This window comes from Actinomyces sp. HMSC075B09, from assembly GCF_001812395.1.
GTDB classification, from domain to species: Bacteria; Actinomycetota; Actinomycetes; order Actinomycetales; family Actinomycetaceae; genus Gleimia; species Gleimia europaea.
The window spans coordinates 262,033-285,036 of record NZ_KV808731.1; the positions used below are offsets into that span (position 1 = coordinate 262,033).

At 55.0% G+C, this 23,004-nt stretch carries 17 protein-coding genes; 8 read left to right on the top strand and 9 right to left on the bottom strand.

Annotated elements, in window-relative coordinates; translation table 11 throughout:
* Positions 1–68: 68 nt before the first annotated feature.
* Entirely contained in the window at positions 69–1,466 is a 1,398-nt protein-coding gene (locus tag HMPREF2854_RS02075; protein ID WP_070618312.1) for a C40 family peptidase, read from the bottom strand.
* Between the two features lie 237 nt (positions 1,467–1,703).
* Between HMPREF2854_RS02075 and HMPREF2854_RS02080 the strand changes: the two genes are divergently transcribed.
* The gene (locus HMPREF2854_RS02080; protein ID WP_070618315.1) at positions 1,704–2,858 is read left to right on the top strand and encodes an alpha/beta hydrolase; all 1,155 of its coding nucleotides are present in this window, start codon (positions 1,704–1,706) and stop codon (positions 2,856–2,858) included.
* Between the two features lie 33 nt (positions 2,859–2,891).
* Here HMPREF2854_RS02080 and HMPREF2854_RS02085 read toward each other — a convergent pair whose 3' ends face one another.
* The 4 genes from HMPREF2854_RS02085 to HMPREF2854_RS02100 form a co-directional block, all read right to left on the bottom strand.
* On the bottom strand, positions 2,892–4,139 hold the full coding sequence (locus HMPREF2854_RS02085) for a hypothetical protein (RefSeq protein ID WP_070618318.1): 1,248 nt from the start codon (positions 4,137–4,139) through the stop codon (positions 2,892–2,894).
* A gap of 83 nt (positions 4,140–4,222) precedes the next feature.
* Positions 4,223–7,270 (bottom strand): FAD-binding and (Fe-S)-binding domain-containing protein, encoded by a 3,048-nt coding sequence (locus HMPREF2854_RS02090; protein WP_083309322.1) that lies wholly within the window; start codon positions 7,268–7,270, stop codon positions 4,223–4,225.
* A gap of 113 nt (positions 7,271–7,383) precedes the next feature.
* Positions 7,384–7,923 (bottom strand): NUDIX hydrolase, encoded by a 540-nt coding sequence (locus HMPREF2854_RS02095; protein ID WP_070618321.1) that lies wholly within the window; start codon positions 7,921–7,923, stop codon positions 7,384–7,386.
* Positions 7,923–9,476: a hypothetical protein gene (locus HMPREF2854_RS02100; protein ID WP_070618324.1), complete on the bottom strand. Its 1,554-nt coding sequence runs from the start codon at positions 9,474–9,476 to the stop codon at positions 7,923–7,925. Before HMPREF2854_RS02100 ends, HMPREF2854_RS02095 begins: the two co-directional genes overlap by 1 nt.
* Before the next feature lie 201 nt (positions 9,477–9,677).
* Here HMPREF2854_RS02100 and HMPREF2854_RS02105 point away from each other — a divergent pair, with 201 nt between their 5' ends.
* The 6 genes from HMPREF2854_RS02105 to HMPREF2854_RS02130 all read left to right on the top strand — a co-directional run bounded on the left by HMPREF2854_RS02105 (position 9,678) and on the right by HMPREF2854_RS02130 (position 16,693).
* Complete coding sequence (locus tag HMPREF2854_RS02105) at positions 9,678–11,903, top strand: alpha-galactosidase (protein ID WP_070618327.1); 2,226 nt, start codon at positions 9,678–9,680, stop codon at positions 11,901–11,903.
* A gap of 32 nt (positions 11,904–11,935) precedes the next feature.
* Positions 11,936–13,207: an ABC transporter substrate-binding protein gene (locus tag HMPREF2854_RS02110; protein ID WP_070618330.1), complete on the top strand. Its 1,272-nt coding sequence runs from the start codon at positions 11,936–11,938 to the stop codon at positions 13,205–13,207.
* Positions 13,208–13,275: 68 nt separating this feature from the next.
* Positions 13,276–14,178 (top strand): carbohydrate ABC transporter permease, encoded by a 903-nt coding sequence (locus tag HMPREF2854_RS02115; RefSeq protein ID WP_070618333.1) that lies wholly within the window; start codon positions 13,276–13,278, stop codon positions 14,176–14,178.
* Positions 14,178–15,011: a carbohydrate ABC transporter permease gene (locus HMPREF2854_RS02120; RefSeq protein ID WP_052038770.1), complete on the top strand. Its 834-nt coding sequence runs from the start codon at positions 14,178–14,180 to the stop codon at positions 15,009–15,011. Before HMPREF2854_RS02115 ends, HMPREF2854_RS02120 begins: the two co-directional genes overlap by 1 nt.
* A gap of 21 nt (positions 15,012–15,032) precedes the next feature.
* A complete protein-coding gene (locus tag HMPREF2854_RS02125; RefSeq protein ID WP_070618336.1) occupies positions 15,033–16,055 on the top strand; it encodes a LacI family DNA-binding transcriptional regulator in 1,023 nt (340 codons plus the stop codon).
* The gene (locus tag HMPREF2854_RS02130) at positions 16,055–16,693 is read left to right on the top strand and encodes a sugar O-acetyltransferase (protein WP_070618340.1); all 639 of its coding nucleotides are present in this window, start codon (positions 16,055–16,057) and stop codon (positions 16,691–16,693) included. The genes HMPREF2854_RS02125 and HMPREF2854_RS02130 overlap by 1 nt, the downstream gene beginning before the upstream one ends.
* 136 nt (positions 16,694–16,829) lie before the next feature.
* Here HMPREF2854_RS02130 and HMPREF2854_RS02135 read toward each other — a convergent pair whose 3' ends face one another.
* From HMPREF2854_RS02135 to HMPREF2854_RS02150, 4 genes are read right to left on the bottom strand one after another with little or no spacing between them, the layout of a single operon-like run.
* Complete coding sequence (locus HMPREF2854_RS02135; protein WP_222563158.1) at positions 16,830–18,074, bottom strand: NAD(P)/FAD-dependent oxidoreductase; 1,245 nt, start codon at positions 18,072–18,074, stop codon at positions 16,830–16,832.
* Positions 18,067–19,455: an NAD(P)/FAD-dependent oxidoreductase gene (locus tag HMPREF2854_RS02140; protein ID WP_070618343.1), complete on the bottom strand. Its 1,389-nt coding sequence runs from the start codon at positions 19,453–19,455 to the stop codon at positions 18,067–18,069. Before HMPREF2854_RS02140 ends, HMPREF2854_RS02135 begins: the two co-directional genes overlap by 8 nt.
* Positions 19,445–20,629 carry an ethanolamine utilization protein EutH gene (locus HMPREF2854_RS02145; protein ID WP_070618346.1) on the bottom strand — a complete coding sequence of 395 codons (1,185 nt, stop codon included), beginning with the start codon at positions 20,627–20,629 and terminating at the stop codon, positions 19,445–19,447. Before HMPREF2854_RS02145 ends, HMPREF2854_RS02140 begins: the two co-directional genes overlap by 11 nt.
* A gap of 2 nt (positions 20,630–20,631) precedes the next feature.
* A complete protein-coding gene (locus HMPREF2854_RS02150; RefSeq protein ID WP_070619499.1) occupies positions 20,632–22,050 on the bottom strand; it encodes an FGGY family carbohydrate kinase in 1,419 nt (472 codons plus the stop codon).
* A 164-nt stretch (positions 22,051–22,214) separates the two neighbouring features.
* Here HMPREF2854_RS02150 and HMPREF2854_RS02155 point away from each other — a divergent pair, with 164 nt between their 5' ends.
* Entirely contained in the window at positions 22,215–22,997 is a 783-nt protein-coding gene (locus HMPREF2854_RS02155; RefSeq protein ID WP_148130871.1) for a DeoR/GlpR family DNA-binding transcription regulator, read from the top strand.
* Positions 22,998–23,004 lie beyond the last annotated feature (7 nt).

Consider the following 23,004-nt stretch of genomic DNA (forward strand, 5'->3'; position numbering starts at 1 on the left):
TTGTCTATAGAACCACTTAGCAAACTCTGCGCTTGCCGCGCGGTATTACTAGCGGCGTAACCTGCTAATTATGGGCGGCCACCATACGGTACAAGGTCACCGTAGCGAAGCGGATTCAACCGAACGTAGTCACCCGGAACCGTTGCCTCAACCATCATGCCTCCACCGGCGTAAATCGCTACGTGGTAAATGCCGTTAGCCGAACCACCGGGACCATAGAACACGAGGTCACCCGGCTGCAGATTATTAATAGAAACGCGCTGAGTAGCCCAGTACTGCTGCTGGGAAGTACGCGGCAACGATACACCCTGACTGGCCCAAGCCGTCATCGCAAGACCCGAACAGTCATAGCCACCGGCACCGGTACCACCCCAGAGGTAAGGCACTCCAATGCGGGCCTTCGCAAACGCCACAGCACCCGGACCACCTGAGCTAGCCTGAGCAGCCTCTGCTGCACGACGAGCCTGCTCCGCGGCTTCCGCTGCACGACGAGCCTGCTCCGCGGCCTCCGCCTGGCGCCGAGCTTCCTCAGCCGCACGCGCCTCCGCGGCACGCTTTTCCTCTTCAGACTTACGCTTAGCTTCGGCCTCTTCACGCGCGCGCTTCGCAGCTGCTTCCTCTAGAGCCTTAGTGTTGTTCTCGCTAGCCTGATCGCGCGCGGAGCTCTGATTAGCGTTCTCTGCTTGACGGGCAGACTCAGCCTGATTCACCAAGCCCTGACTGCGCTCAACGCGAGCCCTGTTAGCGGCCTCCTGGCGCGCATTTTGTGAACGCTCGATCTGCGCCTGACGCGCTTCTTCCGCCGCGATCGTCGTACCACGACGCTGCGCCAGCTGAGCGATCAAACCATCACGACGCTGCTGCACCTGCGCAACCGCCGCCTGCCTGCCATCAGCGTAAGTCTGGATCTCCTGTGAACGTTTCTCTACCTCAGCCTGTGCCTCCTGCACACGCTTCTCGGTAGCTGCCGCCTGGTCTTCCATCGCCTTCGCAACCTGGTGCATAGCAGCCACGCGCTGGAGCTTCGCATCCGTAATCTGCGACACCGTGTCAACGATCTTGCCGCGGCGCTCCATGTCAGCCAGGCCATCCTTGGTCAAGAACGGAGCCAGGCGCTGGGCATTACCAGAGCCAGAACGATAAGTAGTCTGGGTGAGGGCCGCGAGCGTTTCACGCTCGCCCTTGTACTTGTCCCACGAAGACGCCACAGCGTCTTTCGCGGCCTTCGCATCGGCCTGCGCCTGAGCCAACTGCGACTGAGCAACAGCAAGTTCTTCAGCAACCTGCTGCACCCTCACGTTAGCTTCGGCAGATTCGGCAGATACCTTTGCAAGTTCTACCTCGAGCTGCGCAACCGACAGATCGCTATAGTCATCGTCAGCGACAGCCAAACCCGGCAACGCCAACACGAGACTTGCAGATACCGTAAGCGCAATCACCGCGCCTTTACCAAAGTACTTACTCACTGAACACGATCTCCAGTTACAAAACCCATCCACGAATGCGGACTGCTAATTACTCTTACCCAAGTTACCGCAACACCGCCCCTCATTTCCACAAATCGTAGCCGCAGTTACACAAATCCTCGGCGTGTCGCCTTGAATCTAAACATTTTTCGCTTTGAAAAGTTTGTTACATGACCGTTTCGAAATTGCCTAGCAGGCACACACGTATTTTGCGGAGCGAGAGTTTAAGCTCGTTGTATGGGCGATATTAATCCGAAAGCCGGTTTTGGCAAGTATCCTGTTCCCCGCGCGGGCCAGTGGAGCCCCGACGTGCTCGGTCCCGGCTTTGAAGCACAAACCCTGCAGCTTCTACCCGATGATGAGGGCGAAGTCCTCGCCACTATCGTGCGACATGACGCCACCCGCGACCCCCACGCCCTCGAAGGCACCCCGAAAGAGCCAATATTCAAAGCACTCTACATTCACGGGTGGAACGACTACTACCACCAGCGCGAACTCGCTCGGCAAGTAGCCCTAGCAGGGGGACAGTTCTTTGGCCTTGATCTGCGAAAATACGGACGATCTTGGAGAAAGAACCAAACCTTTGGCTGGACGCAAAACCTGGCTGACTACGACGAAGACATCGCCGAAGCCCTACTAATCATGGGCGAAGACCTCCCCATAGTTTTGATGGGGCACTCCACGGGCGGCCTAACCGCGACGCTGTGGGCAGCGCACCACCCGGGGCGCCTGGCAGGACTGTGGCTTAACTCAGCCTGGCTAGAACTCCAAACTTCCTCTATAGCGCGCGTGCCCACAAAACAAGCAGTACAACTAATTGCATCGCGCGAGCCCCGCCGGGTTCTTCCCACGGGCGGTAACGACTTTTACGGTATTTCTCTACGAGGGTGGAACAAAGACGACGGAGAGATGCCAAGCGACCTCGTGCCCTACAAAGATGATCCATCCCTAGCCGGCTGGGGGCTTATTCCCGAGTGGAAGGCAACTGGACGGTCGATATACGCCGGCTGGCTTGCAGCCGTCATCACCGGTCACCAAGAAGTGGCAGGCGGGCTCGACATTGACTGTCCCGTTATGAATATTTCTTCCACGCACACTTATGAGGGCTCCGAATGGAGCTCCGACGCGCGCTACCAAGACACCGTGTTAGACGCGGACCTGATTGCCGAGCGCGGGGCACGGCTGGGGAAGAACGTCCTCATTCGCCGGTTTGGAGGCGTGCACGATCTGGCGCTTTCGATTCCTCCCGTTCGTCAGCAACTGTGGAGCGCCACTCTCCATTGGCTCCGTTCTAGCGTTTTAGGACAGGAAACTTTTGCGCAGACTGAGTCAGCCGACCTGTTCCGCCTGCGAGTGCCAAAGCCTTCGGACGTACAGCTAGCGCCAAAATAAGGCGCGGCGCGAAAGGCCTTACCCTAACGAGGATTAACCACGACGGCGGCGGCCCCGCCTCGGGCTACCTAAATTTTGGTATTCGTCTCGAATCTCGCGATTGATCTCTTCAAGAGACTCCGCAAGCGTCGGGCCAAGCGTGTCACCTAGACGCCAGTTTTGCCACCCGTCAAACCTGCTAGAACCGCTGACCATTGCTGCGGCCTCGTTCGGATCTTTTGTTGACCATCCCAGTGACGAAATAAGACCACTTGGCGCCAGTGTTGCCGTGTGCAAACCGTTTTCGCTCTGCCACACGAGCGCGGTGTCCTCTCCGAGAATGCCAGCAATCACCTCGAGGCCATCCACGTCCGGTTGAAGCTGTGGGATCTCTTGCGCAGACGGCTGCGGATCGGCTTGGCCCGCCTGCGCAGATTCAGCCTCGAACGCGGGTTCCGGCGCGGACTCTGCCTCTGCCGCCCCGTGAGCAGACTTGACTTCTGGCTCTACAGGCGCTGGCCTCGCCTCTGCTTCCGGTTCTACAGATTCGCGCGTAGCTTCTGACGGGGCAACGTCTTGCGGGGTGTCCTCTTCCCACGGGTCAAAGGACCGCGCAGCGGCCGAATGCCTACCGGTTGCTCCCTCAGCCTCTTCAACTGAATCCGTTTCATCACTCTTGCGTTCAAGTTCAAGTGACTGCGGGGTAGATCCCAGAAGTAGATTTGGGTTGTGTCCGTATAGGCGCGGCCCCACCGCCTCAACGTCAATGAACTTGCGCCCATTCGACATTTCACGCACCGAAATTTCGTGAACCTCCACGCCCGACGACGCCAGCACGTCCAATGCGGGGCGCACAGAATCACTAATTTTCCCAGCCACGAGGATCAACCGCGGGCCGGGCGCGGGAGACGGCGGCATAGCATCACGAAACTTGGTCCACCCAGCGCGAAATCCCTGCATACCCGACGGGTACTGCGCCGCAAGATCATTCCACCCCAGCGAAGCGGTGTCAGCCAGACGAGACAGGGAATCGATCATGGTCTGCGAATCCAGTTGCTCAACCACCTCGATAGACACAACCTGCCCGGACGCGTCCAAAGCTGTAAGACGCGGCTCACCCCCGTCTCGGCCCGCTCCCACCTCGCCGGCATCTTGCCAAAAAATGGGGAAGAGCGGACGGCCAACGATCTCCAACACTTGCTCGCGCACCGACGCCAGAATGTCGCTAGCTATTTCACCGGGCACACTTCGGCCGAATTGGGCGGGGATCAGGTGACCATCATCAAATTCGAAAAGCGCCATTATCGTTCCGTCCTAGTTTGAGCTACCTCTATTGTGTCATGAACGCGGTGTGGTTTAACACCGGATTTCTTAGCTCGCATACATCACGAACGGGCCTTCATCGCGTTTTGGTTTTGTTTGATCAACGAGGCGAGATGCACACCGCCGCGCCCCGCCAACTGCCCCGCCTGGGTGCGGCAAGAAAATCCGTCCGCCAAATAAATCGCATCCGGGTGCTGGGCGAGGGTGGGAAGCAAAGACTGCTGCGCTACCTTCACCGAGGTCTCATAGTGGCCCGCCTCCATTCCAAAGTTTCCAGCCAGGCCACAGCATCCAGACAGTTTGATCAGCTTGGCACCCGCGCGGTTTAACAGGGTCTCGTCCGCGTCCCATCCCATCACCGAATAGTGGTGACAGTGAGGCTGGGCCACCACCTCTTTACCGGTCAAGTTAGGCATCCAATCCGTTGAATCAGGTCCGATAGGAGCAGGCGCCGTGAGGAGTTCTGCCAGCGTATAGACAGCTGAGCTAACTGCTTCTACCTCTGCATCAATATTCAGATCCAAAGCATCATCGCGAAGTACCGCAGTGCAAGACGGCTCCACCCCAACGATCGGGATGCCGGCAAGCGCAAACGGGGTTAGCTGCTCGACAAGCGTGGTGATTTTTTCACGTGCAGTATCGAGCTGCCCAGTTGTAATCCAAGTTAAACCACAACAAAGATCCTGCGGTGGTAGCAGCGGCGTATATCCGGCTGATACCAAGACCGCAATCATGTCTCGGGCACCCTCGTCATTAATGGACTGTGAGAACGAATCTGCCCACAGCACAACGTACTTCTTCCCGTTATTGGATCGAGGTGCAGAGCTGGCTTTACGCGCGCAAGTATGCTTTGGCGCCCAGTTGTTAAACAAATGGCTTTGCAAATGCGGCATCTGCCTGCGCGAGTCAATGCCGGCAATTTTGAATGCGAGATTTCGTATCGGAGGAATCTTCATTGCGGTATTAGCTATCGCCGCCATTCCGGGGATAGTGGCGGTTAGCCTGGTCCACACCGGCAGGCGCCCAAGAAGATAGTGCGAGGCGGGGCGCACCTTTCCCCGATAGCGCCGGTAGTAGACCTCGGACCGGTATTTCGCCATGTCAATCCCCGCTGGGCAATCCGCCGCACATGCCTTGCAAGCAAGACACAGGTCAAGAGCGCGCGTCACGCGCGGATCATCCCACGTTGCGATGAGCTCACCGCCTGCTAGTTCTTCGAGGACCCGCGCTCGGCCCCTCGTGGAATCAATTTCGTTCTTGGTTGCATTGAACGAGGGGCACATGAACTCCCCGCCCCCACTGTTGTCGGCGCGGCATTTAGACACGCCAGTACAACGGTGCACTGCAGTGGTGAAGTCCGCGTGGTCGTGGCGGAACTGGAATCCGGTTGCTGCTGGAATCGGTTTAGCGGCGGGGCGGCGCAACCCGATCTCAAGATTGTCAGGTGCTATCTCTTTTTGTAGTTGTTCAAACGCATGGTGATCCGGGTGTGAGCCCGCGGGCCCTACCAGGGGCTGTGGCCGCGTTAATACTCCCGGGTTCATCAGGTTCTCCGGATCAAACAGATGCTTTACAGCCGCAAAAAGTTGGAGCATCTGCGGGCTGTACATGTATTTGAGTAGCTCGGACCTCGAGCGCCCATCCCCGTGTTCGCCGGACACGGACCCTCCGTATTTGCCGAGCAGTTTTGCACTGTCGATCAAGAACTCTTTAGATTTGCCAACTGAGGCCTGCGAACCAAGCGGCATATCTAGTCGAACGTGTACGCAACCATCACCAAAATGCCCGTACAGCAGCCCGTTAATCCCATAATTATCCATGAGGGCGGTGAAGTCCTCCAGGTAGTCACCCAGGTTTTCTGGAGGGACAGCCGCGTCCTCCCAACCGGGCCAAGCCTGCTCATTTCCGCCCACAACGTTGCCGTCACTGTCCAGTTCAACGGGCGTGCGGCCACCAAGGCCCGCGCCGTCAGCACGAATGCGCCACAACCGGGCCGCATCCTCCCCGGGTGGATAGATTGCAACAGCACTCGAGTTTGCACTACCAGCCACTGCTTGGGCACGCCTCATCGCATCATCGAGGTCTGCGCCGCCGATCTCGCACATGAGCCACCCCTCGCCCGCGGGAAGCTCAGGCACGGCGCCGGGGCCCTTGTGTACGCGCACAACATCAACGAGGCGCTTATCCAGTCCTTCAACAGCGAGGGGCTTATGTGCAAGGATTGCGGGCACGTCCCGCCCAGCCTCGATCATGTTCGGATACCCGATGGCCACGAGGACGGGGGCGCGCGGAATATCTACCAGCTTTACCTCTACCTCAAGCACGCACGCAAGCGTGCCCTCGGTTCCAACCAGCATGCCCGCTAGGTTGCCACCGTTTTCGGGTAGCAGGTACTCCAGGGAATAGCCGGATACTTGCCGTCCAAACCGACCCATCTCGGTGCGGATGGGAGCCAAGTTCGCCTCGATCAATTCTTGCAGGCCGGGAACAGTGGCAAGACTGCCTTGGCCTGCAGTGAAGTGGCGGCCATGCCCGTCCACAACTTCTAAAGACACAATGTTTTCGGACGTCTTACCCCACGCGGTAGCGTGCGGACCACACGCATTGTTGCCCACCATGCCGCCGATTGTGCACCGGTTTTGCGTGGACGGATCCGGCCCGAAACGTAGCCCGTATTGCCCGGCCGTTTTCTGTAGCGTTGCCTCAATGCAACCCGGCTCTACAATCGCCGTCTTCTTTTGCGGATCAACCGAGATCACGCGGTTCATATGACGCAAGAAATCGATCACGAGGCCTGGGCCAATCGCATTACCCGCGCATGACGTACCCGATCCGCGGGGCGTAATCGGCATGCCCAGGTCACGCGCAGTAGTGATGGCCAGGATAGCCTCCGCCTTATCTGCCGGGGCAAAAACTACGCTAGGAACCACACGGTAATTGCCGGCGTCCGTCGAGTACAGGGCCCGCGCCGTGGTAGTGAAATCGAGTTCGCCGCGGACGCGTCCAGACAGGTGGGAAGCAAACTCGCGCAAAACTTCGGTATCCGGCTGGTTAGGATCCGGATTATTCGGATAAAGCGTTTGAAACGACGAAGCAGGAGCGGTAGGCATACCTTCAGTGTGTCATGACTTTGCCTTCTTTTGAGGAAGTGTCCAGCCACAGAAAAGCATCGCACCGCACCTCTGGCAATCCGGTGCCTTTACAATCCGGGCCCTTTACACGGCTAAGCCCGCTGAGCCACCACCGCCAACGCACTCAAACTAATCGAGTCGCGCAGCTCACCCTCTCGGATCAGCTCCCCCAACTGCCCTTTCGAGAACCAGCGCTGCGCCTGAACCTCACCATCACAGGCATCTCTAGCTACGTCCTCGCCCGCCACTTCTACGAGCACAACAGCCACCTCGGACGCTAAGAAACCAGAATCTGGAAATACCATTCCCAAGAACTCGCCGGCCTCAGCGCGAATCCCTGTTTCTTCGTGTAACTCCCGCAAAGCCGTTGCGACCGGATCAGGGTCCGAAACCTCCGCCATGCCGCGAGGTAGCTCCCACAGTGCTCGCCCAACCCGGATGCGCTCTTGGTGTACTAAAAGCACGCGGCCCGTATCACGAGCAACTGGAACCGCTACAGCACCGGCAAAAGAGGCCTCGCCCACGCTCACGCGGTAGTGCGTCTGAGGTTCCCCTGTGGGCGTGCTACCGCTCCTGCTGTCAACATGGACCGGGAAATCCGGCGCACTCCACTCCAGTTTCCAGCCCGGCATTAATGCTCCCCCTCGTTACTCATCGTCAAAGTAGCCGTCATCGCAGATCCGCGAAGCCGGAAAAGTTCTGCCAAATCGTCCCACGGTAAACCGGCAACGACACCCAAAATACCGGCAACCGCAACCGCAACAATCTGCGCGCCCGTTGACATATCCGTCAAGTCCGTCATCAAACCCAACGCAGAAATCACAACCGCCAACACGGACATAGACAAAACACGCATGAGCGTCACGAACTTCCTATGCGAATGCGTATCGGGCGCACTCACAGCCTCGCGCGCCGCATAGGCCATGTCAAACATTGCCTGCCGTTCACCGCGTTGAATCAGGTCTCGCGCAGACTCACGGGTTAGCGGATACAGCTGCGCGAACACGGGAGGCGCAATCACAAGCATGTGGTCAAGCATTTCTCCCTCAATACGAATCGTCTCTGCCCGACGCGAAGAGAAAGCGCGGTCGCGCACCCGTTGCAACCGCGAGCGGCCCGGTAGTGTGAGACCGTAGCGCGCGGCTAGGTCCTCGTTACTAGCATCGAATGAGTTGTCATAAAACGACAGGTACATTGCGCCGTCCTGGTTAGCAATGGCGCGATAGTAGGCGCGCGACCACATGTCCATCGCCATTCGCGCCTCGTGCCACGTGGTGTCCGTGTCGAGGGCGCGCGCGGAGCGATCTCGCGTGCTTGGAGCGGGCTCGGCCTGCCCCTCATTCGCGGTCATCCACGCGAAAACATTGCCCGTCACTTCTTTGCGGAAGTTTGACGTTTGCTCTAGGACGAATCGCGCCAGAGGCCTTGGTTGTTCATCCCCCAGTTGCTGCGCAAGCGTCTGCCGGAGTGTGCCCGGCACATCCAGAGTGGCAGTGCCCGTCCCTCGATCCCAGCGGTCAACCGCCACTAGGCCGTCAACGATGGCCTGCACCCACTGATCTTGCGCGCGGCGAATTAGCGCTTCAATGCGCTCATCTTCAAGCTCATTCGCATATTTTGTAAGGCCCGCTCCGCGTACCCAATGTTCACCAATCGCGTGACACAGCCAGTCGTTTGGGGCTGTATCCGCCATTGTTGCCATGCGCGCAGACGATGCCTGTAAGAACGCCGGCTCGCGCACTTTTTGAAGTTGCAGATCAACATTGACGAGGTCACCTTGGCCAGCCTTTGTTCCCCGCATTGCAGGCACTCTCCGGTCATTGTCTTTGCCAGAGCTACTGGTAGCTTGGTCGGGTTCAGGCTGGCATTTCACTTTGAGGGGAAGCACGGTTTCGGGACCTAGCCCCAGTTCCCTCGCAATGCCCTGCGGCCCGAGCGAGAGGAAGAAGATCCCATCAAACAGCTGATTACGATCGATCGTGAGGACGTCTCCGAGCAAGATTGCGGTTCGTAAAACTGCGATTAGGCGCCGCGTGGCTTCTGCGCTGCCATGCTGGCGCCACATGCTGGCTTGACGCACCGAGTCGAAGTCCGCCACCTGGATTTGTCGGGGTTTCTCACTGGCAATGCCGCCAGCGAGCCCACCTCGAATGTCTTTTGTATCCTGCACATTTGTGTCGCTCACGTAGCAATAATGACAGGCCTAACAATCCGGCTCAAGGCAAGGCGACACATGGGGACCCGGCGTGGAGCATCTTAAAAGAACTCGAGACTGAGAATAAACATAACGGTTTGGTAACTACCTTCTAAGGACTGGTCTACGCGTGTAGATCGTGTTAGCTTTGTCACTGCAGAAGCGTTTTGACGCAGTTCAAAGGAGACCCGCGTGAAAGATAAAGCAATCGACGCCGTATACATGTGCGCCGGAGATACCGGATTCATTCTGGACAATTCCTTTGGCGGAATCCCCCAGGTTTGTTATTGGGGCCCGGCCTTAGGCACTCTCACCGCATCTGACGTCAAGGCAGCGGTTACTAGCAATCGAGAATCATTGGACGGAAACGCACCGGATGACCACGTTTCCTCCACTCTCATCCCACTTGAATCTGACGGCTGGTTGGGACGTCCAGCTCTGGCCGGTCATCGCGCCGACGGAACTAGCTGGTCCCCGCGCTTTAGATGCGCGGACGTAGAGCTCCCTGAGAATTGTCGTATTGAAGACGGGGTTGCGTTCGTCGACAACCAGCCCGTTGCGTTCTCTGCAACTTCAGACGGCTCGCAGCTCGCTCTGAAGATTTTCGCGGAGCCGTTCGAACAGGGCCCACTGCGTATCCGCGCGGAGCTAACCAACCTCTCTGAGTCCGATTACCACTTGGAAGAGCTGGGCATCTCACTTAACTTGCCGCTGGAAGCTAATGAAATCTTCGATACCACCGGAAGGTGGGGCAAGGAACGCGTGGCTCAAAGCCGCCCCGTAGTTCTAGGCTGTGACCTGCGCGAAGGACGCCACGGACGCACCGGCTTTGACGCTCCTGGCTTCACTTTCGTTGGCCCGAAGGGCTTCTCGTTCCGCCAAGGCGAAGTTTGGGGCCTGCACACCGCTTGGTCTGGCAACCACCGCACCTGGGTGGAAAAGTCAATCGCCGGCCAGCAGGTCATTGCAGGTTCGGAAGTGCTTATGCCCGGTGAAGTTACGCTGGGCAAGGACGAAACGTACTCGACTCCTTGGTTCTACGCTGTGCACGGTTACGGTCTAGACGACGCTGCCCAGCAGGTACACCGCTGGTTCCGCAGCCGCAAGAATCACCCAAAGACTGAGCGTCCCGTAACCCTTAACGTATGGGAAGCGGTCTACTTCAACCATGATCTTCCGAAGCTCCAGAAGCTCGCTCAAAAGGCTGCCGAAATTGGCGTAGAGCGCTTCGTCCTCGACGACGGCTGGTTCCTCGGCCGCCGCGATGACTTTAAGGGGCTCGGCGACTGGTACGTGGATGAAGATGTTTGGCCAGATGGACTATCGCCATTGGTTGACATGGTGCACAACCTCGGTATGCAGTTCGGGCTCTGGTTTGAGCCGGAAATGATCAACGAAGATTCCAACCTGGCCCGTAAGCACCCGGACTGGATCATGGCCGCGCAGGGAAGCACCGATGCAAAAGACCTACCGCTACAGTGGCGCCATCAACAGGTTCTCAACATCGCAATCCCGGAAGCGTTTGAGTATGTTAAAGACCGCGTCGTGTCGCTAGTACGCGAGTATTCGATCGACTACATCAAGTGGGATCACAACCGTGACCTGATCGAAGCGGGTAACACTCAGCTTGGCGGACGCGCTGGCGTATCTGCTCAAACACACGCTGTTTACCGCCTGTTTGACGAGATCAAGGCAGAATGTCCCGGCCTCGAAATTGAAAGCTGTTCTTCTGGAGGTGGCCGCGTAGATCTAGAGGTCTTGCAGCACACCGATCGATTCTGGGTATCGGACTGCATCGATCCGGTTGAGCGCCAAGAGATGACCCGCTGGTACAACCAGGTGTCACCGCCGGAGCTCATGGGCACGCACGTGGCATCAACTGAATCGCACACCACTGGGCGCCACTCCACTATGGCCATGCGCGGTGGCACCGCTCTTTGGGGCCATTTTGGAATCGAGTGGGACATTCTTGAAGCCACTGACAGCGAGATGTCCGACCTGAAGGATTGGATCGCGTTCTACAAGTTGAACCGTGACTTCCTCCACTCTTCGGACATTGTTCGTTGCGAAACACCCGATGAAACGATTTGGCTACACGGAGTAGTTACGAAAGATAAGTCTCGCGCGCTATTCCAAATGGTTACGCGAGGACGCTCCGCTATCTCTCCGCGCGGAAGGCTACGCTTTAGCGGATTGGATGATTCGCGTACCTACACTATTCGTCCGGTAATCGTTGGCAGTGAGCCCTCAGGGTTGGTGCCGCCACTGTGGTTTGGCGAACTTAGCCAACCCGCTGAAGATGGCCGGCGCTACTTTGATGGAATCACCACCACCGGTTCCATTCTCCAAAATTCTGGTGTGCAGACACCCCGTCTACACACTGACCAGACGCTACTTTTCGAAATAGTCGAAAAGTAGGAAACCAATAAAGACGAAGGAGTCTTTTCACGATGAGAAAAGGGAAAATTTTCGTTGCAACCGTAGCAGCGTCAGCACTGGCACTCGGCCTAGCTGGCTGTTCAGGAGGCTCTGGCTCTGACGCAGGCGGTAGCGCTGACGGCGGATCCATTGACGTGTTCATGAACATGCCTACCGGTTCGCCTCAGGAAGCCAAGATCAAGGAGCTGACCGCAAAATTTGAGAGCGAAACGAATTCAAAGGTAAATCTCACCATCGCGTCCTCTTCGTTCGAAGATGACATGAAGGTCAAGATGGCTTCGGATTCAGTGCCAGACGTGTTTTCAACGCACGGCTGGTCTGTTAACCGCTACAGTCCCTACTTGCGCCCATTGAATGACCGGCCTTGGGCGGAGTACGTCAGCAAGGGCCTCGACAAGGTCATGTATGACGCTGACGGAAACATCTACGCCCTTCCTCTTGAGTACTCAACCACAGGACTCTTGGTCAACTACGAAATCCTCGACAAGGTAGGTGTTGACCCGGATTCGCTAAAGACCTGGGATGACGTCGACGCCGCCATGCAGAAGATCAAGGACGAGCTCAATATTTCCCCGATCACTGCATCCGGTAAAGAATCCAACGCAGGTGACATTGGCAACTACATTGCTTCTGGCGCATTTACGCCCGAGCAAAACGAAGCGTTTAAGAATGGCGATTTCAGCACTGAACTTTGGGCTCAGGGCGTAACTTCGCACGTTCAGAAGTGGCAGGAAAAGGGATTCTTCAACCCTGACTACGTGTCCGCGACGCTTGACGACATGTCGCGTCAGCTAGCTGACAACACCGCAGCTTTTGCGATCTCTTGGCCGTTCGTTCTTTCCACGGCTTACGAGTACAACCCGGATGCAAACCTTGGCTTCATGCCGATGCCCGGCGTTGACGGACCGTACATGGTTGGTGGCGAAGGCGTGAGCGCATTCGGCGTTTCCAAGACCAGCCAGAACGAAGAGCTTGCTTTGAAGTATGTTGACTTCCTTGCACAGCCAGAAAACGCAAAGCCATTCCTTGAGGCCATGGGCGCTTACGCTGGCCTAACCAACGTTGAAGTAGACCTGGGCAACCTGCAGCCGAGCTTCGACAAGTACGTTGCCCCCGGCGAGATTCCGACCATGCCGTTCTTCGACCGTCTCTACCTGCCTAACGGCATGTGGAACACCATTATTACCACCACTGATGGCGTGATCAATGGTCAAATGACAGCGGAAGTTGCTGCTCAGCAGATGGCAGACCAGTACCAGACGCTGTACTCACAGCAGAAGTAATTATCTGCTTAGAGGTGGGGTAAAATCGCCAGATTTTACCCCACCTCACTACCACGATTAGGTGAACCATGAGTGATACAAAAACAGCGGTGCGCAGATTTTTTAAAGGTTCTTCTGTGAACCTAATGTATGTTCCCGCTTTAACAATCTTCGCTATCTTCCTCGTATGGCCCGTGCTCCAGGGCGCATACCTATCCACCACCAGTTGGGATGGATACTCTCCAACTCTTTCCAGTGCAGGATGGTCTAACTACGCGAGATTAGTACGCGATCCCAACTTTCTTGTGGCAGTGCGCAACACGTTCATTTACGGAATTGGAAGCACGATACTGCAGCAGATCATTGGCCTCTTTCTAGCAGTACTGCTAGAGCGTTCCGGCAAGATTTCCAACAGCGTGCGAGCCATTATCTACCTGCCGGTCCTCATCTCACCGGTCGTTATGGGCACCTTCTACTACCTCGTATTCCGGTTCCGCCAAGGCGCGTTGAACGGGATCCTGGAAGCGTTTGGTGGTCAGCCCGTCGCATACCTTGCAAACTCCAACTTTGCTATCGCCGTAATCGTATTCATCAACTCGTTCCAGTTCGTTGGCGTATCGATGATCATCTACCTATCCGGACTGCAGTCGATTCCAACAGAAGTTCACGAAGCCGCCCAACTTGACGGCGTTAACGGCTGGCAACAGTTCAAAGACATCACCTGGCCAATGCTCCACCCGGCATTCGCAGCTTCCGTTGTTATTAACCTAATCGGCGGACTCAAACTCTACGACATCATTAAGGTTCTAACCGATGGAGGTCCGGGCTTTGACACCAACTCCGTGTCAACGTTGATTGGACGCACCTACTTTGGCAGTCAGGCCGCCGGCTACGCAGCCGCGCAGGGCGTGGTGCTGTTCTTCATAATCGTTCTGTTCACGGTTATTACAAACCGCTGGCTTGATAGGCGCGCTACGAGGGTGGGTCTGTGATGAGTGAAAATAAGAATTCTTTGAAAACTCCTAAGTTCATACTTTTCCTCCTGGTACTGGTCTGCCTTGTACAGTTAGTACCTTTCTACCTAGGCGTGGTTGCGTCCTTTAAAGGTTCGCGAGATCAAAGCTCTGCGTGGGCGATCCCATTTGGAGAATCCACATTTGAGAACTTTGTCATCGCCTGGGAGCGCGGACACGTAGGCCAAGCCATTTTAAACTCGGCCATTGTTACTATCCTGGCTACAGCCATCGTGGTAATTGTTGGCGCACTGGCCTCCTACCCGCTTGCGCGACGCCGGACAAAGTGGAATCAAACTATCCTCATGCTGACGCTTACCGTCATGATGATTCCCCCGCTGTCCATCCTTGTTCCCTTGATCCGTCTGCTAAAGAGCTTCGGCATGATGAACACCTACATGGGCCTAGTTTTGCCGCTGGCAGCTTTCGCTCTTCCCCAGGCGATCTTCCTGTACACGCAGTCTCTGCGCGGTATCACCGGAAGTTTGGAGGAAGCCGCGAAAATCGATGGAGCAGGAACGCTACGAACCTTCTTTTCTATCGTTTTGCCGCTACTAAAGCCCGTGACAATCACGGTAGTTATCCTTACCGGCACTAACGTTTGGAACGAGTTTGCGCTGAGTAGCTACATCATGACTACAAATGAGATGCGCACGTTGGCCCCCACTATCGCGTCCTTCTTCGGCGCGGCCGGATCCAACGTGAACGCAGCAATCGCCGGATCGTTCCTCGGCGTAATCCCCGTGCTAGTGGCATACCTGTTCTTGCAAAAGTACTTCATGAAGGGCATGCTCGCGGGCGCGGTGAAGTAATGATTTCGAGGTGGTGGCAACGTGCGGGCTGAACCAAAACGCCGGGTAACTCGAGATGAGGTGGCCGCTCGAGCCGGCGTCAGCTCCGCCGTTGTCAGCTACGTTGTAAACAACGGGCCTAGGCCCGTAGCCGAGAGCACCCGGCTCAGAGTGCTTGAAGCCATCAAAGAGCTTGGCTACCACCCCAGTGGCACGGCAAGGGCACTACGGCTTGGAGCTAGGCAGACGTGCGGCGTTGTTATTCCCAACGTAAAGCACCTGTTTAACTCCGCCGTGGTGCACAGACTGGACCAAGAACTGTCGCGCCACAACCTCTCCATGCTGCTTTCCAACACTCATAACGATCCCGAAACTGAAAAAACCGTTATCAGCGAAATGCTCTCATGGGGAGTGGACGGTCTCATCGTTATGGTCTCAGCGCTCGACGACGACGACTGGCGCCACCAAAAACTTCCCGTTCCAGCCATTCTTTTGGACCGCCAGATTGGCTTGGAACACTTCACGACCCTTGGCCCCGATTTTGCCGAGGGAGGCAGAATCGCTACCCAGCATCTGATCGACCATGGGCACGAGCAAATTCTGGCTGTATTAGGTGGCTTATTTCCCGGCGATAATACTAGACTGGCCGGCTACCATCGGGCACTATCCGATGCGGGATTGCAGCCCCTCACCCCCATCATGACGTCGTGGTCACTAGAGGGCGGATATGAGGCCGGAAAGCAGTTCCTACAGCTAGACTCGCGCCCATCCGCCGTATTCTGTTTTTCTGACGCACTAGCTATCGGCTTCCAAAAAGCCGTAACAGAAGCTGGCGTGCGCGTACCTCAAGACGTTGCCATCATGGGCTTCGATGGCACGGACACCGTTAAGTATGTTCAACCTCGAATCACCACCGTAAGACAGCCCATTAACGAAATGCTTACCACCGCAGTCGAGACCCTCGTTAAAGAGCCGTACGAGCCTTTACCTGAACACGTGATTTTCCCTGTTTCACTGGTGCCAGGAGAATCTTGCGGCTGCCCAAGAATAGAAGGAATAGACTAATGGCCGCGTATTTTTCAGAAGAAGAAGTTCGCAGACGCATCGAAGAGCGCGAGCTGTACTGCGATGCCTACGAGGGCTTGGAAGGACTCAAGAGTGAGCGGGACCGGGCTAAGCGCCTGGTTGCGCGTTTCAATCGAACAACTGTTGATGATGAGGCCCTACGTAAAGAACTCATTGCGGAACTGTTTGGTGACAGCGCTACAAATGCGTTTCTCGAGCCGCCTATTTCGGTTGCTTACGGGCACCGCACAACTTTTTCTGGCAACGCTTATGCCAATACGGGTTTGACGCTTGTAGACGACTATGAGATCAACATTGGCAAGAACGTTATGTTTGGTCCCAACGTGACTCTAACGTCCACTAACCACCCGATTCACCCTAAGTTGCGTGAGGATGGCACGCAGTTTTCTGCTCCCATCAACATTGAGGATGACGTGTGGATCGGTGCGCACGCTGTTGTGCTTCCCGGAATCACCATTGGCAAGGGCTCTATTGTGGGCGCCGGAGCCGTGGTGACCAAGAACGTGCCGCCCATGTGCGTTGTGGCTGGAGTGCCCGCAAGAATCATCAGGCGAATCACCGATGAAGACCTGGAGTGGGAGTACAGGGAGCCGGGAACTTTGGAGTTCGAAAAGTAGCTCAATTGGCATAACACGCCGCCCGCGCCGAAACTTTTCGTTCCTTTTAATAGGGGCCCACTATCATTAGTTTCCACATAAATAATCGGAGGGGTGAGTTCCACGTTCTTGGGGCTCACCCCTCCGATTCAGGGTTTTACGCTAAAGCGATCTCTATATCTCCCCCGAGCGGATCTACCGTATCAAGCACATCAGCTGGAATACGGAAGACCCTGCCTGGTGCTGCTGGCCACGGTACGCGTTTACGTGCCACCTCCACGCCTCTTTGTCTCACTGATACCGTAGGCGTCGCGTCAAACACGTCAACCCACGCGATAAGACGATTACGAGCGACATCAGCCCCTCCGGGCACGTAAGTTCCCGGAGATATCCACCTAATAGGTCCGACGGGTTTAATTGCTATAGGACGTTCAGCTTTCTGTTGCCCGGACAGATAAGCTAGTACTTGATCAGCTACATATTCACCCTCAAGAGCGACTACATCTGCAGTTTCTACAGGGTGGTTCACGTTGCCAACCGAAAAAATACCGGGTACGGACGTCTGCATGGTCTGATCAGTCTTGGGGCCAAGATGATTAGGATCAATATCTACCCCCCGCTTTACCAGCAACTCATTGTCTGGAATCCAATCGCCTGTAAAAACGACCGTATCGCACTCCAATATGCGGCGTTGACCGTCCTCGTGCTCTATCTCGACGCTCTGTACTCGTCTCTTTCCGTTAATTCGAACTACCTTCGAGTTAGTAATTACCTTTGCTTGGAACAGGGCTCGCCCGCCCAAGCGGAACGCCGAGTAAGACTCCCCTTTAGGGTACTCAGTGACGAGTGCAGTCGTGTCACAACCGGCTTGCTTTAGGGTCATAACCGCTGACCAGCTAACTAATTCTGCACCGATCACCACAGCTCGTCTACCAACCTTTTGGTGGTATAGATGCACAAGGTTTTGCAACTGGCCCGTGGTGTAGATTCCAGCAGGCCTATCACCTGGAATAATTCGAGCAGGACGAGGCCTCTCCCTCGCACCGGTAGCGAAAACGAATACATCTGGACGTACATCATAACGGCCGTCAGGGGTTGTTACTTGAAGTGTTCTATCGTCACTCCAGCCGGTTGCCATTGCCTGCGTCATAAGTTTCGCACCTGCACGCAGAGCATCTTCCGTCAGTACCTTTGCGTAGGCAGGCCCGGACATGAAGCGTTTTCTATCTCGAATGCCATAACCTAAATGGTCGGCATGGCGTGGAATTCCGCCTGTGTTCTGTTCCCGTTCAATAACTAGAACCTCGCCATCGAGCACGGGAGCGAGCCGTTTGGCTGCGCTTAATCCAGCTGGTCCGCCTCCAATAATTGCAACCGTAGGGGTTAGCATCTGTTTACTCATTGTTACCTCCGGCAAGTTCATCAAAAATTGCTTGCACTTTTGCGCCACAGAAGAATCCTTGACAACGACCATTCATCGCTCGTGTGCGGCGTCTCAATCCGAACAATGTGGTTGGAGGAATTGGAGACTGGAACGCATCCCGGAGCTCACCTCGAGTCACCCTTTCGCAGAAGCACGCCACTTCGCCGTATTGGCTATCGCATGCAATTTTTTCGTCATCTTCAAATGGCCGAGTGAGACTTTCAGCTAGTGGAGGCATCTTGTAAGTGGGCGGCAAGTCCTCGCGCATCGTCAGGTCCAAGCCTGACTTTTCCATAAGCGAGAATACATACTCAGCAACCGCGAGAGCGGATGTAAGACCGGTTGATCTGATGGCAGCAGCAATTATGTAACGCTTAGAATCGTCGACCTCAATAAGGTAGTCTTTCTGGTTATTCGCAGCTCTTAATCCCGCGTATGCCGCCGTAACCTCCTCTTTCAAAAGCTTGGGCATTATGCGCGATCCCTTTTCATAAAGGAATTCAAAGCCTTCTTCTGTGGTCGAGGTGTCGGTCTTATCTGTCATGTCTTCCGAAGTAGGTCCAAGCATGAGGTTTCCAAACGCTGTCGGACTGATCAACACGCCCTTACCAGCTTTCGAAGGTGCTGCGAGAATGATCTTGTCTGTAAGAGGGCGTGACAGCTTGTCGAATACAAGTAGCTCTCCGCGCCTTGGATGAACCTTTAGACGATCGTAGCCGAACATGGCGTCGACACCATCGGATCCTAATCCCGCCGCATTGACAACCCAACGAGCTCTCAGAGGGCCTTGTGTGGTTTCTAGCTTCGTATACTCAGAACCAACATCAATGGAAAGAACCTTGTGATTCAGAAGTAGTTTGGCCCCTCGACAAACCGCATCCGTTGCATATCCGATAGGAACCGACCAAGCGTCTATCACAGACTCTCCCGGAACTACCAACCCACCAGTTGCTCCTGGGCCCAAATCCGGTATCTGTTCGTATACTTCTTCCGGCGAGATAATGTACGTTTCCTTGTACCCATTTTTCTCAGCCTTCTCTTTCAATGAAGGTAGCGACTCCGCTTGTTCATCATCCCAAGCAACGAGGATTGCGCCAGTAGTATCGACTCCGACACCAGCTTCCGCACAGTACTCTCTAGTTAGGTGATAGCCCCGCGCTACAAGCTGCGCTTCAAGCGTGCCTGGAGAAGCATCATAGCCCGTATGCAACAATGCAGTGTTTGCTTTGGAAGTCCCTTCAACTACATCTTCTCGGCTGTCAACTAGCGCAACGGAGTACTTGGTTCCTGCAAAAGCTCGCGCAATTGCTGACCCAACAACTCCAGCGCCGATAACAGCGATATCGTAATCATTCGACATTTGTTTCCCCTCCAGTGCGTTTTAGATCGACAGGGCTACTTGTTTCTGGCGTTTCGCGGACAACGGCTTGCGAGTTCGGATCAAATGCCGGGTAACGTTTACGCGCGATTACATACGCCAATGCTGTTGCAGAGATAGCGGCCACCAACTTACCCACGATCATCGGAACAATCATCTCTGGTGCCACACCTGCGGTAAATCCCAGATGATCTCCAAGAAGAGCCATTGCGGAAACAGCCCACGCGGTATTAATAAAAATCCCGCGCTTATCCATTTTCGACATCAAGCCGAAGGTGGGAATTGCATTTGCGAGGCTCATAACGATTCCGCCTGAAGCAACCTCGTTCATCCCCATAACTCGCCCGAACGCCGCTAGCGGTTTACGTGCGACTTTTGTAATCACATACATGAGGGGGAAAGCTCCCATCAAGAATACGCAAATCTGCGCTACGATAGTCAGTCCCTCCTCGATAGGCACTAGCTCCCAACCCGCAGGCATTATTTGCCAACCGGTCAAAAATTCAAACGCTACAATACCCAGCGCAATCGAGATAATAAAGACGAGTGCTTTGCCAAATCCCAAGAATCCTCGAGTCATTGCTTCAGGAGCTTTCCAAAGTCCAAATGCAATAAGCGCTGCGGCGATGATAATCGGAATGAGATTCTTCAGAATCATTACCACGCTGTAACCGGCGACTAAGCCGCCTGCTAGCACTCCTAGAGGAATAGTCACAACGCCGACCAGGACACCGTTGGCGAAATATGGACGATCCTCCTCTTCCACGATTCCTAGCCCCACCGGAATCGTAAAGACCACAGTGCAACCCAACATCGAGGCAAGAATCGCCCCAGCCAACATGGCAGCATCATCTGATTGCGCCATCTGAACTGCGAGGTGGAATCCACCCATATCGTTTGCGAGCAAGGTACCAGCAAACATTGATGGATCGGCACCGAAAAACTTGTATATAGGAACAATAACCGGATTCAGAACCTTAGCTAAAACGGGTGCTAGGGAAATCATTCCAACCATTGACAGCGCTAACGGACCAAACGTATTAAGCCCCTCTTCGAGCTGATCACCAAGCTCAAACTTGCTTCCAATAGCTCTGTCTAGCGCCGCAACTATCAGGGCAAACGCCATTATTATGACAATAATTTGATTCAATCCCATGATTACAGCTCCAAAGACGACTCGACTGCGGCACGCCACGCCGACCTATATGACTCGACATCATCTGCACTTCGTTGCGGTTCATAAGTTGCAGCAGGTTCCCAATCAAAAGGTCCTTCTTCAATTGTCAGATCCGGATTCAGGGCCAACCGCATGCAGGCAGCGGTACCCAAAGCAGTAGCATGAGCCGATGGATAGGTATCGATTGGCGTTTGCAACATATCGGCCTGCGATTGCATGAGCACTTTAGATCTCGTCAGACCGCCGTCAACACGAAGCCTGCTAAGTGATTCGCCTAGTTCTCCGTGAGTTAGATCAGCCAGCTCCGCAATTTGTGCAGCGATACCGTCTAACATTGCCTTAACCACCTGTGGCTTGCCTGTAGATAGGCGCATGCCGGATAAAAAGGCTCCCGCATCCGGCTTCCACCATGGCGCTGCCAATCCTGCAAAGGACGGCGCAAATAGAACACCACCTGAATCCTCCGCTGCAATTTCATCCATCTGCGGAGCGCCGGTAATGATGCCCATCTCTTCTAGCCAACGCACTGCGGAGGCCGCTGTGTATACCTGGCCGTCGGAGCAATAATTTGTTTTGCCTCGGAGAGTCCACGCTACTGAAGTGGTCAGGCCGTTATCGAATCGAGGAGCGTCCTCACCCATATTTACAAGGATGAAAGCGCCCGTGCCGTAAGTGCACTTTCCTTCGCCTCGATTAAAACACTTCTGCGCAAACAATGCCGCCTGCTGATCAACGATTAGGCCACCTACCGGTACAGGCGAACCGGTGAACACACTCGTTTCTCCTACAATTTCATCGCAGGCTACAACCTTAGGCATACGTTCATTAGAGAGCCCGAAGATTTCAAGGAGTTTGTCATCCCACTGAGTTGAGTCAACGTTCAATAGCAAAGATCGCGAAGCGGTTGATACATCCGTTACGAACTCACCTGTCAGCTGATAAACCATCCAGGTATCGGTAGTAGTTACCACACCTTTGGTGGTGAGGTTTTCACGAAGCCATGTCATCTTCGGAGCGGTGAAATAACAATCCAGCACTAGACCGGTGCGCTGATGCACCTCATCCGCGAACTCTTGCAACCGTTCCACGACCGTTTGCGCACGGCGGTCCTGCCACACAATACAGGTGGTAAGAGGCTCGCCCGTTTCTGGATCCCACGCGAGGATGGTCTCACCTTGATTCGCTAAGGAGACGCCTTCAATGGGCAGGCCTGCTTTTGCCACAGCCTCTTTGCCCACCTCAATTATGGAGCTCAAAAGCTCTTGCGGATCCTGTTCCACACCCCCGTTTGCCAAATATTTCGGGAAAATTTCCTTCTCCACCACCGCGTGAACGCCCTGCTCATCGACCACAATCGCCTTCGACCCTGAAGTTCCCTGGTCTAATGCAAGAATAGCCACGTTGCCACCTTTCGTTATCACAGTATTGCTATCGTGCTTGCGACTCCTTCGTCGCTTAACAAAATCTCAACGGAATCAGCCGTTTCCGCAATTCTGTTCAGATTGTTGTTTTAAGCGTAAGTCCGTTTGGAATTCAACTCAACGAATGTGGAATAGTGTGGATTGTGACCATAAAAATTGCTCAAGAGCGACATCGATACATCATTCAGGAGATTCGGTCCAGCGGTAGTGTTTCCACACTAGACCTAGCCCGTACATTACGGGTTTCGGGGGAAACCATCCGGCGCGATTTCGCTTATCTAGAGCAGCAGGGTTTCCTTCATAGAGTTTATGGCGGTGCGATACTAACTGATTTAAAGGTAACCACTGAACCCGGTTTTCACGAAAGACGCGCAATCAACCCTCATGCTAAATCTGAAATCGGTCGAACCGCCGCGGAGTTGCTCAATGATGAGACTTCTATTTTTATTGACGTAGGCACAACCGCAGAAACCATAGCAGCCGCCCTCCCCCCGCAATGGAAGGGAACAGTATTCACAAACTCTCTTCTCGTGGCCGAAGCCCTCCCCTCCCGCAACAAGGTAGAGACTATTCTCACGCCTGGAATTCTAAACCGGGAAGAGAGGTACGTTAGGGGGTCTTCTACCGCATTATTTCTAGACCGAATTCGTTTCGACACCGCATTCATTTCTTGCGGAGGAATTGATATTGCGGGCGCAACCGACTTTGACGCGGATACAATTGAGCTCAAGCGCATTGCCGCCTCAAGATCTAATCAGACTTTCATTGTTGCCGACTCGACGAAGCATAATCGCATGGGCACATTCGAGGTTTCGCGCTGGTACGAACTGTCAGGACTCATCACAAACGAATTCCCACCGGAGAGAATTCGAACGACTATAGTGCAATCCGGCGGGCGAGTAATAACCCCTAATATGCGTACCTGAGTCGTTC

Bases quoted from the DNA above. Each gene is read 5' to 3' on its own strand.
- HMPREF2854_RS02080 (WP_070618315.1), top strand. From the start codon at position 1,704: ATGGGCGATATTAATCCGAAAGCCGGTTTTGGCAAGTATCCTGTTCCC.
- HMPREF2854_RS02085 (WP_070618318.1), bottom strand. From the start codon at position 4,139: ATGGCGCTTTTCGAATTTGATGATGGTCACCTGATCCCCGCCCAATTC.
- HMPREF2854_RS02090 (WP_083309322.1), bottom strand. From the start codon at position 7,270: ATGCCTACCGCTCCTGCTTCGTCGTTTCAAACGCTTTATCCGAATAAT.
- HMPREF2854_RS02095 (WP_070618321.1), bottom strand. From the start codon at position 7,923: ATGCCGGGCTGGAAACTGGAGTGGAGTGCGCCGGATTTCCCGGTCCAT.
- HMPREF2854_RS02110 (WP_070618330.1), top strand. From the start codon at position 11,936: ATGAGAAAAGGGAAAATTTTCGTTGCAACCGTAGCAGCGTCAGCACTG.
- HMPREF2854_RS02115 (WP_070618333.1), top strand. From the start codon at position 13,276: ATGAGTGATACAAAAACAGCGGTGCGCAGATTTTTTAAAGGTTCTTCT.
- HMPREF2854_RS02120 (WP_052038770.1), top strand. From the start codon at position 14,178: ATGAGTGAAAATAAGAATTCTTTGAAAACTCCTAAGTTCATACTTTTC.
- HMPREF2854_RS02130 (WP_070618340.1), top strand. From the start codon at position 16,055: ATGGCCGCGTATTTTTCAGAAGAAGAAGTTCGCAGACGCATCGAAGAG.
- HMPREF2854_RS02135 (WP_222563158.1), bottom strand. From the start codon at position 18,074: ATGAGTAAACAGATGCTAACCCCTACGGTTGCAATTATTGGAGGCGGA.
- HMPREF2854_RS02140 (WP_070618343.1), bottom strand. From the start codon at position 19,455: ATGTCGAATGATTACGATATCGCTGTTATCGGCGCTGGAGTTGTTGGG.
- HMPREF2854_RS02145 (WP_070618346.1), bottom strand. From the start codon at position 20,629: ATGGGATTGAATCAAATTATTGTCATAATAATGGCGTTTGCCCTGATA.